Source organism: Brevundimonas fluminis (genome assembly GCF_003934285.1).
Lineage (GTDB): Bacteria > Pseudomonadota > Alphaproteobacteria > Caulobacterales > Caulobacteraceae > Brevundimonas > Brevundimonas fluminis.
Genome location: NZ_RQWJ01000003.1, coordinates 1 through 16,023, shown reverse-complemented (window position 1 = coordinate 16,023; position 16,023 = coordinate 1). Strand labels below are relative to the sequence as shown.

Here is a 16,023-nt window from a genome sequence, read left to right as displayed (position 1 = left end):
CGCCGGTATGCGACGGCGTCACTGGCAGGCGAGGCACTCGTCGTAGTCGGTGCGGGCGGCCGAGAAGAGGTCGGGCTGGTTCGGATCGACCTCGGCTTCGGCCTTGTCCTCGGCGCCGGCGAAGGCGGCGCGCTGGACCGACTTGGAACGCAGATAATACAGCGACTTCACGCCCCGCTCCCACGCCGACCAGTGCAGCATGTGCAGGTCCCACTTGTCGACGTCGCCGGGGATGAAGAGGTTCAGCGACTGGGCCTGGCAGATCTCCGGCGCGCGATCCGAGGCCAGGTCGATCAGCCAGCGCTGATCCAGCTCGAAGGCGGTCTTGAAGATCGACTTCTCGTCGTCGGTCAGTCCCTCGAGGTGCTGGACCGAGCCCTCGTGCTCGAGGATCGACGACCAGACGGCGTCGGTGTTCAGACCTTTGCCCTCAAGCAGTTCCTCCAGATACGGGTTCTTGACCGCGAAGGAGCCCGACAGGGTCTTGTGGGTGTAGATGTTGGCCGGGATCGGCTCGATGCCGGCCGAGGTGCCGCCGCAGATGATCGAGATCGAGGCGGTCGGGGCGATGGCCAGCTTGTGGCTGAACCGCTCCATGACGCCGCGCTCGCGGGCGTCCTCGCAGGGCCCCTTCTCCTCGGCCAGCACGCGGCTGGCCTTGTCGGCCTCGCGGCGCAGGTGCTTGAACAGGCGCATGTTCCACGACTTGGCCATGGCCGACTCAAAGGCCACGCCCTGCGACTGCAGGAAGGAGTGGAAGCCCATCAGGCCGAGACCGACGGAGCGCTCGCGCATGGCGGAATAGACGGCGGCCTTCATGGCCGGCGGCGCGCGGCGGATGAAGTCCTCCAGCACGTTGTCGAGGAACCGCATCAGGTCCTCGACGAACATGGGCTCTTCGCGCCACTCCAGGAACTTCTCGGCATTGACGGACGACAGGCAGCACACGGCGGTCCGGTCGATGCCCAGGTGGTCGCGGCCGGTGTGCAGCATGATCTCGGCGCACAGGTTCGACTGCTTGACCTTCAGTCCCAGGTCCTTCTGGTGCTGCGGCATCTGCCGGTTCACCGTGTCGGAGAAGATCAGATAGGGCTCGCCGGTCTGCAGCCGGATCTCGAGGATCTTCTGCCACAGGCCGCGCGCGTCCACGGTCTTCATCACCTCGCCGTTCTTGGGCGAGATGAGGTCGAAGGTCCTGCCGTCGCGCACCGCCTCCATGAAGGCGTCGGTGATGTTGATGCCGTGGTGCAGGTTCAGGGACTTGCGGTTGAAGTCGCCGGACGGCTTCCGGATCTCAAGGAACTCCTCGATCTCCGGGTGGTGCACGTCCAGATAGACGGCGGCGGAACCGCGGCGGAGCGACCCCTGCGAGATCGCGAGGGTCAGGGAGTCCATCACGCGGATGAAGGGGATGATGCCCGAGGTCTGGCCCGCGCCCTTGACCTTCTCGCCGATGGAGCGGACGCCGCCCCAGTAGGTGCCGATGCCGCCGCCGTTGGAGGCCAGGGCCACGTTCTCGTTCCAGACGTTCTGGATGCCGTCCAGACTGTCGCCGACGGCGTTCAGGAAGCAGCTGATCGGCAGGCCGCGATCCGCGCCGCCGTTCGACAGCACCGGCGTGGCCGGCATGAACCACAGCTTCGACATGTAGTCATAGACGCGCTGGGCGTGCCCGGCGTCGTCGGAGAACGCCGTGGCGACCCGGGCGAACATGTCCTGATAGGACTCGCCCTTCAGCAGGTACCGGTCTTCCAGGGTCTTCTTGCCGAACTCGGTCAGCAGGGCGTCGCGCGAGCGATCCAGCTGGATCGAGGGCACCACGGAAAGCTGCGGCTTGGGGGTCGAGCCGACCTCCGCAACCGTCTGGAATTCAACCGTCTTCACAGCTTCGCCGCCAGCCATTTCGTACAGCCCCGAACAGATTTGATGCCAAGCCACCGACGCCTCAACCACATCATCTAGTGGGCGAAGCGCTTCCCGAACCCACATATGGGGCGCAGATGGTGAACGGGCCGTCAACGGGCTTGACGATCACTTTCTGGGCGAATCGTCGTCGCGGCGGGGGATGAGCCTGTGGACGGCCCGCGACGACGGCGTGACGACCGGCATCACGAACCCGTGATCGGGAACGGCCGTCAAGCGTGGCCGTTGAAGCCGGCCATGACCGAGACCCAGATCGCCACCTTTCTGCGCCGCGCCCTGCGCATGGCCCGTTCCGAGATCGCGGCGCTGGCCGCCCTGCTGGTCGTCACCCTGGGCGTCATGACCTTCGTCGAGGTCGCCGACGACGCGACCGAAGCGGACGGCCAGGCGTTCGACATGGCGGTGCTGACCTGGCTGCAGCCGACCCCCGGAGACGCCCGGGGCCCCTGGTGGCTGGAGGAGGCCGCGGCCGACCTGACTTCCCTCGGCGGCATCTCGGTCCTGACCCTGTTCGCCGTCATCGCCGTGATTTTCCTGATCATGCAGCGGAAGCGGCTGTCGGCCCTGTTGCTGGTGCTCGGCCTGCTGGGCGGAGTGGCCCTGAGCGAGGGGCTGAAGGCCGCCTTCGAACGGGCGCGGCCCCCTGCGGCCTATCAGGCCGTGGAGACGATCAACGCCAGCTTCCCCTCCGGCCACGCCCTGCTGTCGACGGTCTTCTACCTGACGCTTGGCGTGATGCTGACCCGCGCCTTCCAGCAGCGACGGTTCAAGGCGTTCGCGCTGGGATGGGCGCTGACGATCGCCCTGATCATCGGAATGACGCGGGTCTATCTGGGCGCGCACTGGGCCTCGGACGTGATCGCCGGCTGGTGCGCCGGTGCGGCCTGGGCCATGGCCCTTTGGCTGGCCAGCTATGCCGTCGAGCGGCGGCAGGCGGCGCGGCTGTCGGGCTTGCACGACGATCCCTCCCCGCGCTAAGGCGGCGCCGTCATCGGGGAGTAGCCGCCCGCAGCGTCTCATGCGGGGTCCGCGTCAACATGCTTTCCCTCGCCCGGAGGGAATGGCGCGGGAAAGATGCCCGTCTGGCCAGACACGCCAGACCGCCCTCAAGCAGCGAGCCTCCGCGAGGCGAGCGTCAGGGCAAGCATCATGGCAAGACCGCTGGCTTCGCAGGGCGCTTCCACGCGGGGGTCCGGCTGCGAACGCCACAGGTCCGCCCGTCGAGGCCCCCGCGCATACGGTGACGTCCCTTGGACGCGTTTCTGATTTCGACCGGTTTGGTCGCGGTCGCCGAGATCGGCGACAAGACCATGCTGCTGGCCGTGGTCCTGGCCGCGGCCTGGCGCCGACCGGCCCCGATCATCCTCGGCATCCTCGCCGCCACGGTGCTGAACCACGCCTTCGCCGCCGTCGCCGGATCGGTGCTTGCGCGGTTCATGGACGGGGAACACCTGAAGTGGGTCGTCGGCCTGGCCTTCCTCGGCTTCGGCGCCTGGACCCTGATCCCCGACCGGCTCGACGAGCGCACGGACGCGGATGAAAGGACCTTCCTCGGCGTCTTCCTGACCACGGCCGCCGCCTTCTTCGTGCTGGAGATCGGCGACAAGACCCAGATCGCCACCGCCTTGCTGGCCGCGCGGTTCGACGCGCCCGCCTGGGTGCTGCTGGGCTCGACGCTCGGCATGATGATCGCCAACGTCCCCGCCGTTCTGCTCGGCGAGGCGCTGGCGAAGCGGCTGCCGCTGAAGTGGATCCGCGTGGCGGCGGCCCTGGGCTTCATCGCCACGGGGGCATGGATGCTGCTGAGGTGACGAGCACTTGCGGACGCCGCGACCGACCAACTACCGTCGGTGCATGGTCGCGAGATCTCTGGTCCTGTCGCTGGGGGCGGCGCTGGTGTTGGGCGTCGCCGCTGCGCTGGCATGCAGCTGCGTTCGGCCCGCAAGCCCCGAGGCGCAGTTGCGGCAGACGGACGTCATGTTCATCGGCGTCGCTCAAGAGACGGTCATTCTGTCCGAGTTCAGGGGCGCCACGCGCTTTGCCGTCAGCCGGACCCTCAAGGGCGAGTCGCTGGAAACGCGCTGGGTAGAGCACTCCCTAGCGGCACCCAGCACCTGCGGTCTGAACTTCGAACGCGGTCGGTCGCATACCGTCCTAGCCCGCATGGACCAAGGGAGCCTGCGGTCGGCCGCGTGTGTGGACTCGCTCCACTTCCCGCTCGCCGACTACGAGCGCGCGCTCGGCCTTCGCTAGACCTCGAACACCCGGTACGGCACGTCGCCCAGCGTGCGCAGCACCGGCAGGGCGACGTTGTAGACGGGCACGCCCTTGTTGGTCCGTCCCTCGGGCGCGCCGCGGTGGGCGTGGCCGTGGACCACCAGGGAAACGTTGTCGTAGCGGTCGATGGTCTCGCCCAGCCGCGAGGAGCCGAGGAAGGCGTGGATCTCGGGCGGCTCGCCCACCACCGTGTCGACGATCGGGGCATAATGCAGCATGACGACCGACCGCTCGGTGCGCAGAGTCCGGATCGAGTTCTCGATCAGGTTTGCGTCGTCCACCGCCTCCTGCACGAAGCGCTTGATCTCGGTCTCGCCGAACGCGCTCAGCATGTAGCGGCCGAAGCCGCCGACGAAACCCTTGCCGCCGGCGAAGCCGACGCCCTCGATCTCATAGGCCTGGCCGCCGTCCAGCACCTTGACCCCGGCGTCGCACAGCAGCTCGCGCACGCGCTCCGGCTGGCCGCACTCATGCTCGTGGTTGCCCAGCACGCCGACCATGGGGATGCGGCAGGCCTTCAGATCCTCCAGCAGGATCTCGACCTCGCGCGTCTTGCCGAAATTCGTCAGGTCGCCGGCCAGGCACAGGACGTCGGCGTCCTCGTGAACACGGTCGAACAGGTCGCGGTGGGGCCGGTCCTGGCCTTCGCCCACGTGCAGGTCGCCGACGGCGGCGACGCGAAGCTTCTTCGCGGGTCCGGGCTCGAGCCCCGGCTGCAGCGTCTGGGGCGCGGCGTCCTGGTTGGCGGGCGCAGGGGCGACGGGATCGGTCATCTCAGTGCACCGGGTCGTGGCGCTCTTCCAGGCCCTTGCCGACGACGTCGCCGAAGCCCCATTCGGCCACGTCGGAGATGTAGTCGCGCGGGCTGAACAGGCGGCCGCGGCACACCTTCACCCGCGGCGCGGGCAGGTCGATCTGGGCCTTCAGCCGCCCGGTCAGTTCCCCCATGAGCCAGCCCGGAACGCGATCGCGCTCGGTCGGATAGGCGAAGCGAAAGTTGAGCAGGTGCGCCATCAGCACCTCCCAGTACAGGTCCATCTGGTCGAGCAGGCTCTTCCAGTCGATGGCGTCGGCCTGTTTCAGGATGACGTGGTTCACGTCGGCGCCGTCGTAGCGGTAGCGGTCCTGGATGAAGACCTTGGACAGGATCAGGGCGGTGGGCGGCGTGATGCCGACCCGGTGGCCGTAGACCTCGATCGCGTCGTCGCCGAACCAGCTGTCGTTCACCGCGATGGTGCCGTTCGACATGGCGAAGATGACGTCGAAGAAGTGCTTGTCGTCCTTCCAGACCTTGGCGATCCAGCGCTCGTCCTCGACGTCGGTCCGGTATCCGCGGGCCTGGAAGAAGGCGAGGATGCGGGGGTAGTCGCCGGGCTTGCAGAAGACGTCCAAATCCTTGGTCGGACGCCGGATGCCCGTGTAGGCGGTCACCGCATAGGTGCCCGACAGCAGGAAGGGCACGCCCGATTCCCTCAGGAGGCGCAGGCTCTCCTCGTAGAACTCCACCGCCTCCTCGGGCGGATGAAAGCTGGGGTCGAGCACGGTGTCGGACATCAGGGCCTCTGGACGCGAGGCAACGGGAACGGCTCCGCCTGAACCCCGGTTCCGGCCCTGCGAGCTGTGGACCGATTTGTTTACGGCTCGCCTCTAGTCCTGACTTCAGTGGGAGTGGGAGGGCCCGTCTTGAAGGGTCGGTGGCGTTTGTTCAGGCATGAGGCCGGCCGGAAGGCGGGGCCCGCGCCCTGGGTCTATGTGGCGTTGTTCGTGACGTCGCTGGCGGTCGGCTTCTGGTCGGCGCGGGAGTTCGGATCGGTCGCGGTCTGGCTGTCGAACGGGATCATGGCGGCGGCCCTGCTGCAGCTGCACCGACGCGAGGCGATCGGCGTCCTGCTGGCCTGTTTCGCGGCCAATCTGCTCAACAACGTCTTCCGCGGCGACCCCGGGATCTTCCTGTGGCTGAACGCCGTCCTCAACATGGGCGTGGCGGTGATCACCGCCGTGCTGGCACGCCGGTTCTGCGGTGCGGCTCTGGACATGCGGCGCCCACACCGGCTGATCCGGTTCACCCTGCTGGCCGCCCTGCCGGCGGTCGTCGCCTCCGCGGCCGTCGCGCTGGGCGTGATGCACGCCCTGAATCCCATGACGCCGACCCTGCTCCTGTTCTTCATCCAGACCTACGTCTCGGTGGAATTCCTCGGGGTCATGCTGATCACCCCGCCCCTGCTGATGTTCGCGCGGGCCTATCGCTTCCGCGGCATGAGCCGGGCGTCGCCGCGCGAGGCGGCCATGCTCATCGCCTTCAGTCTGGCGGTGACGCTGCTGACCTTCTGGCAGACGTCGGCGCCGCTGCAGTTCCTGACGATGATGCCGCTGCTGCTGATCGCCCTGCGTCTGTCGCCGCCCACGACGGCGGGCGCCGTTCTGGCGACGGCGATCCTGGCCGGCGCCCTGACCCTGACGGGACACGGCCCCGTGCACCTGACCCGGCTGTCGACCGATCCGGCGCTGGCGGGCGCCCCGGAGATGATGCAACGACTGTTCATCCTCAACCTCTTCCTGACCTGCATCGTCATCACCGCCCTTCCGATCTCGACCGTGGTGACCGAGCGGCGGCGGCTCGAGTCCCGCTTGCGCGCGCGCACCCTGGCCGCCCAGGACGCCCGCCGTCGCGCCGAGCACGCCGCGGAGGCGCGGGGCCGCTTCCTCGCGCTGATGAGCCACGAGATGCGCACGCCGCTGAACGGCGTCGCCGGATTCGCCGATCTGCTGGCGGCGCGGCCGGGGCTGGACCCCGAGGCCGTGCGGCAGGCGCGCCAGATCCGCCGCTCCAGCGACGGGCTGCTGATGCTGGTGGAGGACATTCTGGATTTCGCCCGCGGCGACGCCACCCTGTCTCCCGAGCCGGTCGCCCTGGCCGAAGTCGTCGACGACGCGCTGAAGCCCAGTCTCGACGCGCTGGAGGCCAAGGGACTGTCGCTGCGGATCGAGACCCTGCTCGCGCCCGGCGCCCGGCACATGGCGGACCGGCGCGTGCTGCGTCAGGCGCTGCACGCGCTGATTTCCAACGCGGTGAAGTTCACCGATCGCGGCGGCGTCGAGATCACCGTGCGCGAGCGCGGCGACCGCATCGCCCTGCGCGTCGCCGACACCGGCCGCGGCCTGGACCCGGCCGAGCGCGACCGCCTGTTCCAGGCCTTCGAGCAGGCCGACGTCACCCTGTGCCGCGCGCATGAGGGCGCGGGGATGGGCCTCGCCCTCGCCTCCCGGAACGTCGCGCGCATGGGCGGCACGATCGAGGTCGAGGGCGGCGAGGGACGGGGCGCCGCCTTCACCCTGGTCCTGCCGCTGGCGCGTGCCGCCGACGCGGCGAGGACCGAGCCCGTCGCCGAAACCGTGCCCGACTCCGGGCGGGCGCCGCGCGTGCTGGTGGTCGACGACCACCCGGTGAACCGCGAGGTCGCCCGGGTGATGCTGGAGGCCTTCGGCTGCGAGGTGGCCGAGGCCGTCGACGGCGTCGAGGCGGTGGCGGCCGTCGACGCGGAAGCCTTCGATCTGATCCTGATGGACGTGCGCATGCCGCGCATGGACGGGCTGGACGCCACGCGGGCCGTGCGCGCCGCCGGCGCCCGGACTCCGATCGTGGCCATGACCGCCGACGCCATGCCCGAGGACGTCGCCCGCTGCCTCGCGTCGGGCATGGACGCCCACATGGCCAAGCCGATCAGTCAGGCCGGTCTGCTGCGGGTCCTGACCCAGGCCCTAACGGCGGAGGGCGACGCGGCCTCGAGAGCGGCCTAGGCCGGGTCGGCGTAGTCTCCTTCGAACGGAAAGCGTTCCGCCCAGAGGTCCTGCAACTCCGGCAAGGCGTCGACGCGGCGAGCCACCCGGCCGAGCCGCGGCGCCACCTCATGGAAGCGCTTGCGCAGCGGCCGCCAGCGGCTGACCACCGCCATGTAGAGATCGAGCACGGTCAGCTGATCGCCGAGGACGAACCGCCCCGGATCGGTCTGGCCCTCCATCACGCCCCAGCATGCCGCTATGCGGTCCTTCGTCCGCCGCCGGATCTGGGTCTGGGCTTCCTCGTCCTCGCCGACCAGCCGCGAGGGCACGTCGCGGACCCAGTACATCGAATAGATTTCGGCCGGGATGAAGGTCATCCAGCGCAGGAACTGCCCGCGACGCGGATCGCCCGGCGGGGGCGCGAGGCCGGCCTCGGGATGCCGTTCGGTCAGCCAGAGCAGGATGGCCGCGCTTTCGGTGATCGTCTCGCCCTCCGGCGTGACCAGCACAGGCACCTGCCGCATCGGATTGTGCGGCGCCATGCGCGCCCGCTCCGCCTCCGAGGCGTAGGTGACGATCTCCTCCACCCTGTACGGGGCCCCGATCAGGGTCAGGGCCGCCTCGACCGGCACCGAGCCGGAGCCCAGCGCGCCGTAGACGAGATAGGTCATGCGCATTCTCCTGCGATCAGTCTGGCACGGACGGGGAGACGAACGCCCCGAGTTCGTCCGCGTCCGGCATCAGGGCGGCTGATCCATCCCCCACGGCGCCCACAGGAACCTGTTCTTCCCACACCACATATAGCGGTCCTGAAAAATGTGATCGCAATATAGCCGCAATTCGGCTTGGCGCCGCGCCGGTTCGCCCGCATGGTGGACGCCTGTTCCCGCCTCCAGAATCGCCGAGCTCCCGAATGAACGCGCACGTCCCGTCCTCGTCGCTCAAGGTCCCCGGCCTGCTGACGCCCTCGGCCGCATACAAGCCGTTCCGCTACCCGTGGGCCTTCGACATGTGGAAGAAGCAGCAGCAGGTCCACTGGATGCCCGAAGAGGTGCCGCTGGGCGAGGACTGCAAGGACTGGGCGGCCAACCTGAACGACGGCGAGCGCAACCTGCTGACGCAGATCTTCCGCTTCTTCACCCAGGCCGACATCGAGGTGCAGGACAACTACATGGAGCGCTACGGTCGGGTGTTCAAACCGACCGAGGTCAAGATGATGCTGGCGTCCTTCGCCAACATGGAGACCATCCACATCGCCGCCTATGCCCTGCTGCTCGAGACCATCGGCATGCCCGAGGCCGAGTTCGGCGCCTTCATGGAATACGAGGCCATGCGGGACAAGCACGACTACATGGGCCGGTTCGGGGTGGACACCGAGGCGGACATCGCCCGGACCCTTGCCATGTTCGGCGGCTTCGCCGAGGGGCTTCAGCTGTTCGCGTCGTTCGCGATGCTGATGAACTTCCCCCGCCAGAACAAGATGAAGGGCATGGGCCAGATCGTCAGCTGGTCGGTGCGCGACGAGAGCCTGCACTGCGAGGGCATCATCAAGCTGTACCATGCCTTCAACAAGGAGACGGGCGCGGTGACCAGGGCCGTCGCCGACGACATCGTGCAGTGCTGCGAGACGGTGGTGACGATGGAGGACAAGTTCATCGACCTCGCCTTCGAACAGGGCCCGGTGAACGGCATGACGCCCGACGACATCAAGAAATACATCCGCTTCATCGCCGACTGGCGGCTGCGCCAGCTGCAGCTGCCGGAGCTGTACGGCGGCTCGCGCGAGAATCCCCTGCCCTGGTTGCAGGCCCTGCTGTCCGGCGTGGAGCACGCCAACTTCTTCGAGGCCCGCGCCACGGAATATTCCAAGGCCGCGACGCAAGGCAGCTGGCACGGCGCCGAGGGCGTCTGGGACAGCTTCGACGCCCTGATGAAGAAGCGCGCGGCGGAGACGGCCGGGGCCTGATCAGGTCTCACGTCCCGGGCTGGACATAGGGGATGCGGGCGAAGAAGGCGCGTTCGTCGCCGCGGGGGTCGTTTTCCCTGCGCGGCGGCAGGTCGAGGATCAGCGTCTCGCGCCGCTCCAGCGAATAGGGCGTCCATGCCGGAAGGCCCGGACCGCCGGGGGAGCCCGTGCGGGCGTAACGGACCAGCATCTCGCTCATCAGGTCCGCCATGCCCTGCGCCTCCGGCCCGATCGTGCCGGAGCCGGGCGCGGACAGGGTGTCGAACATCAGGGGGATGTCGCTGGCGTGGTGCGCGCCCGTGCGCCCCGACGGCAGGCGGGCGGGCCAGTCCAGCTGGTAGACCCAGGCGGGCGCCCCCTGCGCCGCCCGCGCCTCGGCCTCGATCACGGCGGCGCGCCAGCTGCGGCCCGCCGTGGTGGCGCGGATCAGCACCTCGTCGGGCGTCAGATGCGGATGGTGCTCGCGATACCAGGCCACCACCGCCTCGGGCGCCACGTCGATCCGCATCTGCGCCGGCGTCAGGCGCGCGGGCAGGGCGTCCCACGTCAGGCCCTGATTTGCGGGGTCGTTCCCGAGAAAGGCCAGGGTCTCCTCGCGCGTGTTGCCGATGATCATCGGAATGTGCGCCGACTGGGCCGGGGCGTCGGGGAAGAAGGGGTGTCGGGGCAGGCCCAGCCCGTCCATCACCGGCCCGAAGTACAGCGAGCCGCCGAGGATCGGGTCGGCCACGCCCGCCGCCTCGATCAGCCGTTCGACCGGCAGGGTCCGCACCTCCCCTGCCCGGTCGCGGCTCAGGCCCAAGGCGTCCAGCCAAGCCTCGGCGCGCCGGGTGGCGTTCAGCGGCCCTGACGCCGTCACCTGCTGGCCGCTCATGGTCAGGACGCGGTGGAACAGGCCGGCGGCGGCGGGCGTGGCCATCAGGGTGGCGATCTTGGCTCCGCCGCCCGACTGGCCGAAGACTGTGACCCGATCCGCGTCTCCCCCGAAGCGCGCCGCATGCGCCCGCACCCACTCAAGCGCCCGGATCAGATCCAGCTGCCCCAGATTGCCCGTGTGCTGAAACCCGGGCGCCAGCCGGTCCAGATAGGCGTAGCCCAGCGGCCCCAGCCGGTGGTTCAGCGTGATCACGACCACGTCGCCGCGCGCGGCCAGACGCGCCCCGTCGGTCAGCGGACTGGAGCCCGAGCCGGTCGAGTAGGCGCCGCCGTGGACGTAGACCAGAACCGGCCGGCGTCCGGCGTCGGCGCCGGGCGTCCAGACGTTCAGGCGCAGGCAGTCCTCAGACTGGTCCGGCTCGCTCCCCCGCTGCGGACTGGCCGGGCCGTGGCGGTCGGCGACGAACGGGGCGCGCCACGCGCGCGGCGCGGTCGGGGGCTCGAACCGGGTCGCGGCGCCGTAGGGGACGCCGAGGAAGGTCGCGACGCCGTCGCGGACGACGCCCCGGACCGGGCCGCCGGCGGTGTGGACCTCCGGATCGTCGGCGCGGGCCCGGGCGACGCCGGCCAGCGGCAGGGCGGCGGCGGCCAGCCCGAGCCCCCGACGGGTCAGATTCCCGCGTACCACTCGTAGCCCCGGTCTTCCCAATAGCCGCCCTTGCCCTTGCCGATGTGGGCGAAGCTTTCCACGGCCTCGATGCGCTTGATGTATTTGGCCATCTTGTAGCCCAGCTGGCGCTCGGCCCGCAGGCGGATCGGCGCGCCGTGCTTGATGGGCAGGGGTCGGCCGTTCATCTCGTAGGCCAGCAGGGTCTGGGCGTGGAAGGCGTCCACCAGGTCGATCGAGGTGTAGTATCGCTCGCCGTCCTCGGTCTGATCCAGGGCGTCGAAGCAATAGAACATGATGTATTTCGCGTTCGGCTTCAGGCCCGCCTCGTCGAGGATGGCGGACAGGCGCGCGCCCTTCCACTTGCCGATCGACGTCCAGCCCTCGACGCAGTCGTGCTTGGTGATCTGGGTCCGCGAGGGGCGGCGCTTCAGGTCGGCGAGAGACAGGCTCAGCGGCCGCTCCACCAGGCCGTCGACGACCAGGCGATAGTCGCGGAAGCCGTTGGCCCTGAGGGCGCGGTACTCGCGGTCGGCCGGGTCGATGGAGCCGTTGGCCCGGAAATTCTTCGAAATCTCCCGCTCGGTGTACTCCGGCGCCAACGCCGTGCGCGGGATCACGGCGCGCTGCGCGCCGCGGGTCAGCCCCTCGGCCTTCTTCACCGTGCAGGTGGCCTGGGGGTTGCGCACCAGGGCGTCGCATCCCGAAAGGAAGGCGGCTCCGCCGAGGATCAGCAGGCGGCGGTCAGGCCGGATCATCGGTCGCATCCTCCGGTTCGGTGCGGATCACGTACCAGCCCGTGACCATGGCCTGCAGGGTGTTGATCGGGCCCGACAGGAAGACCAGCAGCACGTGCACGACCGTGAAGGCCACCAGTCCCATGGCCGCGAGGAAATGCAGGGTCCGCGCCGACTGGCGGCCGCCGAACAGCTCCAGCAGCTCCGGCAGCACCGCGTTCATGCCCGGCGACATCGCCAGCCCGGTCGCCAGCATGAGCGGCAACAGCAGGAACAGCACGACCAGATAGGTCAGCTTCTGGATCACGTTGTAGGTCCGCGCGGCCTCGCCTTCGGGAAACCGCAGACGGGCGTGCTGCACCACGCTCTGCGGAATGTCCCGGAGCTCCTCGCGCGACGGCTCCATCAGCCGCCGCACCCGGCCGGAGATCAGCGCGTAGGTCAGATAGATCAGGCCGTTGATCACGAAGATCCAGGCGAAGAAGAAATGCCAGTTGCGGCCGGCCGCGAGGTCACGCCAGCTGGGCAGGGTCATCCAGCCGGGGATGACCGGAAAGCTGAGCCACGGATCGTCGAAGTCCGACGCCAGCCCCCAATAGAGATGCGGGTGCGCCCGCAGGATCTGCAGCCCGGTCATCAGCAGGACGACCACGCACAGGACGTTGATCCAGTGGGTCAGCCTCACCGGCAGCGGATGCCGCCAGATCGCGAGGCGGCCGTCGGTCAGCGGGCGATCGGGCCTGGCCATGGGCCGACCATGACAGGGAAGCGGAGCCGGGCCTAGGCCCGGGCCGTCACAGCAGGTCGCGGATCGCCGCCCGCGCCGCATCGCCCAGATCGGGGCGTTTCAGGGCCAGAGCCACGTTGGCCCGCAGGAGGCCGATCTTGTCGCCGCAGTCGTGGGTGACGCCGTCGTACTTCACGGCCGTGAAGGTCTGGTCGCGCATCAGCCGCGCCATGCCGTCGGTCAGCTGGATCTCCCCGCCCGCGCCGCGCTCCTGCGTGGCCAGGATCTCGAAGATCTCGGGCTGCAGGATGTAGCGGCCGGAGATCGACAGGGTCGACGGCGCCTCGCCGCGCGGCGGCTTCTCGACCATGCCCTTCATGCGGATGCGCGCGCCCGAGGCGTCGCCGTCGGGATCGATGATGCCGTACTTGTGAGTCTCGGTCTCCGGCACCTGCTCCACGCCGATGACGTTGCCGCCGACCTCGGCGTAGACGTCGGCCAGCTGCTTCAGAGCGCCCGGCTGCGAATCCACGATGACGTCCGGCAGGATGACGGCGAAGGGCTCGTGGCCGACGATGTCGCGGGCGCACCAGACGGCGTGACCCAGACCCTTGGGCTGCATCTGGCGGGTGAAGCTCATCTCGCCGGCCTCGGCCAGTTCGGCGTTCATCATCTGCAGGATGTCGGTCTTGCCCTTGGCCTCCAGCTGGGCCTCCAGCTCGATCTGGTGGTCGAAATAGTCCTCGATCGCCTGCTTGGCGCGCCCGGTGACGAAGACGATGTGCTCGATCCCCGCCTCGCGCGCCTCTTCCACGATGTAGGACAGGATCGGCCGGTCGACGACGTTCAGCAGTTCCTTGGGCGTCGTCTTGGTGCCCGGCAGGACGCGCGTGCCCAGACCGGCGACGGGGAGCACGGCCTTGCGCAGACGACGGGGAGCGGCGGTCATGGCGAATCCTGAACGGTGAAGGTCGGCCACCCTAACGCATCAGGCGGCCGAGGCGATCACTCGACGGTGACGGACTTCGCCAGATTGCGCGGCTGATCGACGTCGGTGCCCTTCTGGACCGCCGTGTAATAGGCCAGCAGCTGGATCGCCACGGCGTGAACCAGCGGCGCGACCAGCGGATGGCAGGCCGGGGCGTCGACCCGGCGGATGCCGGCGCCGTGCGGCTCGGGCGCGTCGGCCGGGGCGATCATGATCACCGGCCCGCCGCGCGCGGCGACTTCCTGCAGGTTCGACGCCGTCTTCTCGTAGACGTCGTCCAGCGGGGCCAGCGCCACCGTCGGCGTGAACTCGTCGATCAGGGCGATGGGGCCGTGCTTCAGCTCGCCGGCGGCATAGCCCTCCGCATGGATGTAGCTGATCTCCTTCAGCTTCAGCGCGCCTTCCATGGCCAGCGGGAACATCGGCCCGCGGCCGAGGAACAGCACGTCGGTGGCCTTGGACAGATCGTTCGCCACCTCGCGCAGGGCCTCGTCCATCTGCATGGCCTCGGCGATCAGGCGGGGGGATTCGAACAGGGCCTGGATCAGTTCGGCCTCTTGCGCCGCGTCGATCCGCCCGCGCTGCACGCCGGCCGAAACGGCGAGCGCCAGCAGGGCCGCGACCTGCGCGGTGAAGGCCTTGGTCGAAGCCACGCCGATCTCCGGCCCCGCGTGCGTCGGCCACAGCACCGCCGCCTCGCGCGCCATGGACGAGGAATGGACGTTGACCAGGGCGGCGGTCTGCAGTCCCTGAGCCTTGCACCAGGTCAGCGACGCCAGGGTGTCGGCCGTCTCGCCGGACTGGCTGACCGCGACGGCCAGCGTGCCCTTCGATACCGCCGGGCGGCGATAGCGGAACTCCGAGGCGATCTCGACGTCGCACGGCAGGCCGGCCAGACGCTCGAAGGCGTAGCGGCCGATCTGGGCGGCGTAGAAGGCGGTGCCGCAGGCCACGACCTGGATGCGGTCGATCGCCGCGAAGTCGACGGCGGTCGGCCGGGCCGTGCCGTTCACGAAGTCGAGGTACTCCGACAGGGTGCGCTGCACGCTGTCCGGCTGCTCGTGAATCTCCTTGAGCATGAAGTGGCGGTACTCGCCCTTCTCGACCATGGCCGACGAGCCCGAGACCTGAACCACCGGGCGTTCCACCGCCGCGCCGGAAACGTCGAACATGCGCGCGCCCGAGCGGTCGAGCGCGACGTAGTCGCCCTCTTCCAGATAGCTGATCGAGGTGGTGAAGGGGCCGACCGCCAGGGCGTCGGACCCCAGGTACATCTCGCCCTCGCCCCAGCCGACGACCAGCGGGCTGCCGCGGCGCGCGCCGAGGATCAGCCCGTCCTCGCCGTCGATCAACACGGCCAGGGCATAGGCGCCGGTCAGCCGGTCCAGAACGCGCTTGAACGCCACCAGCGGATCGTTGGTGGTCGCCAGTTCGGCGTCCAGCAGGTGGGCCACCACCTCGGTGTCGGTCTGGCTTTCGAAGGTCCGTCCGTGGGCGGCCAGTTCGGCCTTCAGCTCGGCGAAGTTCTCGATGATGCCGTTGTGCACCAGGGTCACGCGCCCGGCCTTGTGAGGGTGGGCGTTCTCGGTCGTCGGCGCGCCGTGGGTGGCCCAGCGCGTGTGGCCGATGCCGACGGTGGCCTCCAGCGGCTCGGCCGCCAGCACGGCCTCCAGTTCGCGGATCTTGCCCTTGGCGCGGCGGCGCTCGACGCGCCCGTCGACCACGGCGGCGACGCCCGCGGAATCATAGCCCCGGTATTCCAGCCGCTTCAGGCTGTCGATCAGGCGGGGAGCCACAGGGCCGGTGCCCGTCACGCCGATGATGCCGCACATGCAAGTCGCCTCGTCTTTCGCCGTTCCGGCCAGCCTTTGCACCGCCGGAGACGAAAGGTCATAAGCCTTCACGTTCCGGAAGCGTCCCGGCGATAGGGGATGCGGGAAGGCGTGACGACTGAAAAGTCATTACGCAAGGTTTCTCGGCCCCCGCGGCCGACAGGAGGAAGCCCTTGGGCGACAGGCGATATTTCGGCACCGACGGCATCCGCGGCCGGGCCAACAGCCATCCGATGACGCCGGAGGTGGC

15 protein-coding genes are annotated in these 16,023 nt (G+C 69.3%); 5 read left to right on the top strand and 10 right to left on the bottom strand.

Going from position 1 to position 16,023, the window contains the following annotated elements; translation table 11 throughout:
• Positions 1-18 precede the first annotated feature (18 nt).
• Complete coding sequence (locus tag EFJ44_RS04930) at positions 19-1,902, bottom strand: ribonucleoside-diphosphate reductase subunit alpha (protein ID WP_125256105.1); 1,884 nt, start codon at positions 1,900-1,902, stop codon at positions 19-21.
• Between the two features lie 258 nt (positions 1,903-2,160).
• On the opposite strand from EFJ44_RS04930, the gene EFJ44_RS04925 reads away from it, so the two are divergent.
• The 3 genes from EFJ44_RS04925 to EFJ44_RS04915 all read left to right on the top strand — a co-directional run bounded on the left by EFJ44_RS04925 (position 2,161) and on the right by EFJ44_RS04915 (position 4,176).
• Complete coding sequence (locus tag EFJ44_RS04925) at positions 2,161-2,901, top strand: phosphatase PAP2 family protein (RefSeq protein WP_125256104.1); 741 nt, start codon at positions 2,161-2,163, stop codon at positions 2,899-2,901.
• A 272-nt stretch (positions 2,902-3,173) separates the two neighbouring features.
• Complete coding sequence (locus EFJ44_RS04920) at positions 3,174-3,734, top strand: TMEM165/GDT1 family protein (protein WP_125256103.1); 561 nt, start codon at positions 3,174-3,176, stop codon at positions 3,732-3,734.
• A gap of 43 nt (positions 3,735-3,777) precedes the next feature.
• Complete coding sequence (locus tag EFJ44_RS04915) at positions 3,778-4,176, top strand: hypothetical protein (protein WP_125256102.1); 399 nt, start codon at positions 3,778-3,780, stop codon at positions 4,174-4,176.
• On the opposite strand, the gene EFJ44_RS04910 is transcribed toward EFJ44_RS04915, so the two are convergent.
• Entirely contained in the window at positions 4,173-4,973 is an 801-nt protein-coding gene (locus EFJ44_RS04910; protein WP_125256101.1) for a metallophosphoesterase family protein, read from the bottom strand. The genes EFJ44_RS04915 and EFJ44_RS04910 overlap by 4 nt on opposite strands.
• Before the next feature lies 1 nt (position 4,974).
• Entirely contained in the window at positions 4,975-5,754 is a 780-nt protein-coding gene (locus EFJ44_RS04905; RefSeq protein WP_125256100.1) for a nucleotidyltransferase family protein, read from the bottom strand.
• Between the two features lie 210 nt (positions 5,755-5,964).
• Here EFJ44_RS04905 and EFJ44_RS04900 point away from each other — a divergent pair, with 210 nt between their 5' ends.
• The gene (locus EFJ44_RS04900) at positions 5,965-7,998 is read left to right on the top strand and encodes a hybrid sensor histidine kinase/response regulator (RefSeq protein WP_206426877.1); all 2,034 of its coding nucleotides are present in this window, start codon (positions 5,965-5,967) and stop codon (positions 7,996-7,998) included.
• On the opposite strand, the gene EFJ44_RS04895 is transcribed toward EFJ44_RS04900, so the two are convergent.
• Positions 7,995-8,657, bottom strand: a complete 663-nt coding sequence (locus EFJ44_RS04895; RefSeq protein WP_125256098.1) for a glutathione S-transferase family protein — start codon at positions 8,655-8,657, stop codon at positions 7,995-7,997. The two genes, EFJ44_RS04900 and EFJ44_RS04895, sit on opposite strands and share 4 nt — an antisense overlap.
• Positions 8,658-8,893: 236 nt before the next feature.
• Between EFJ44_RS04895 and EFJ44_RS04890 the strand changes: the two genes are divergently transcribed.
• A complete protein-coding gene (locus EFJ44_RS04890; RefSeq protein ID WP_125256097.1) occupies positions 8,894-9,946 on the top strand; it encodes a ribonucleotide-diphosphate reductase subunit beta in 1,053 nt (350 codons plus the stop codon).
• Between the two features lie 7 nt (positions 9,947-9,953).
• On the opposite strand, the gene EFJ44_RS04885 is transcribed toward EFJ44_RS04890, so the two are convergent.
• The 6 genes from EFJ44_RS04885 to EFJ44_RS13920 all read right to left on the bottom strand — a co-directional run.
• Positions 9,954-11,510, bottom strand: coding sequence for a carboxylesterase/lipase family protein (locus tag EFJ44_RS04885; protein ID WP_125256096.1), 1,557 nt, complete (start codon positions 11,508-11,510; stop codon positions 9,954-9,956).
• Positions 11,492-12,247: a molybdopterin-binding protein gene (locus EFJ44_RS13955; protein ID WP_125256095.1), complete on the bottom strand. Its 756-nt coding sequence runs from the start codon at positions 12,245-12,247 to the stop codon at positions 11,492-11,494. The genes EFJ44_RS04885 and EFJ44_RS13955 overlap by 19 nt, the downstream gene beginning before the upstream one ends.
• Positions 12,234-12,974 (bottom strand): cytochrome b/b6 domain-containing protein, encoded by a 741-nt coding sequence (locus EFJ44_RS04875; RefSeq protein WP_125256094.1) that lies wholly within the window; start codon positions 12,972-12,974, stop codon positions 12,234-12,236. Before EFJ44_RS04875 ends, EFJ44_RS13955 begins: the two co-directional genes overlap by 14 nt.
• 46 nt (positions 12,975-13,020) lie before the next feature.
• Entirely contained in the window at positions 13,021-13,902 is an 882-nt protein-coding gene (gene galU / locus EFJ44_RS04870) for a UTP--glucose-1-phosphate uridylyltransferase GalU (RefSeq protein ID WP_125256093.1), read from the bottom strand.
• 56 nt (positions 13,903-13,958) lie between these two features.
• The gene (gene glmS, locus EFJ44_RS04865) at positions 13,959-15,773 is read right to left on the bottom strand and encodes a glutamine--fructose-6-phosphate transaminase (isomerizing) (RefSeq protein ID WP_125256092.1); all 1,815 of its coding nucleotides are present in this window, start codon (positions 15,771-15,773) and stop codon (positions 13,959-13,961) included.
• A 58-nt stretch (positions 15,774-15,831) separates the two neighbouring features.
• Positions 15,832-16,023: hypothetical protein (locus tag EFJ44_RS13920; RefSeq protein WP_206426875.1), on the bottom strand; the 192-nt coding region annotated here is incomplete at its 5' end.

Bases quoted from the DNA above. Each gene is read 5' to 3' on its own strand.
- EFJ44_RS04930 (WP_125256105.1), bottom strand. From the start codon at position 1,902: ATGGCTGGCGGCGAAGCTGTGAAGACGGTTGAATTCCAGACGGTTGCG.
- EFJ44_RS04925 (WP_125256104.1), top strand. From the start codon at position 2,161: ATGACCGAGACCCAGATCGCCACCTTTCTGCGCCGCGCCCTGCGCATG.
- EFJ44_RS04915 (WP_125256102.1), top strand. From the start codon at position 3,778: ATGGTCGCGAGATCTCTGGTCCTGTCGCTGGGGGCGGCGCTGGTGTTG.
- EFJ44_RS04910 (WP_125256101.1), bottom strand. From the start codon at position 4,973: ATGACCGATCCCGTCGCCCCTGCGCCCGCCAACCAGGACGCCGCGCCC.
- EFJ44_RS04905 (WP_125256100.1), bottom strand. From the start codon at position 5,754: ATGTCCGACACCGTGCTCGACCCCAGCTTTCATCCGCCCGAGGAGGCG.
- EFJ44_RS04895 (WP_125256098.1), bottom strand. From the start codon at position 8,657: ATGCGCATGACCTATCTCGTCTACGGCGCGCTGGGCTCCGGCTCGGTG.
- EFJ44_RS04890 (WP_125256097.1), top strand. From the start codon at position 8,894: ATGAACGCGCACGTCCCGTCCTCGTCGCTCAAGGTCCCCGGCCTGCTG.
- EFJ44_RS13955 (WP_125256095.1), bottom strand. From the start codon at position 12,247: ATGATCCGGCCTGACCGCCGCCTGCTGATCCTCGGCGGAGCCGCCTTC.
- EFJ44_RS04875 (WP_125256094.1), bottom strand. From the start codon at position 12,974: ATGGCCAGGCCCGATCGCCCGCTGACCGACGGCCGCCTCGCGATCTGG.
- galU (WP_125256093.1), bottom strand. From the start codon at position 13,902: ATGACCGCCGCTCCCCGTCGTCTGCGCAAGGCCGTGCTCCCCGTCGCC.
- glmS (WP_125256092.1), bottom strand. From the start codon at position 15,773: ATGTGCGGCATCATCGGCGTGACGGGCACCGGCCCTGTGGCTCCCCGC.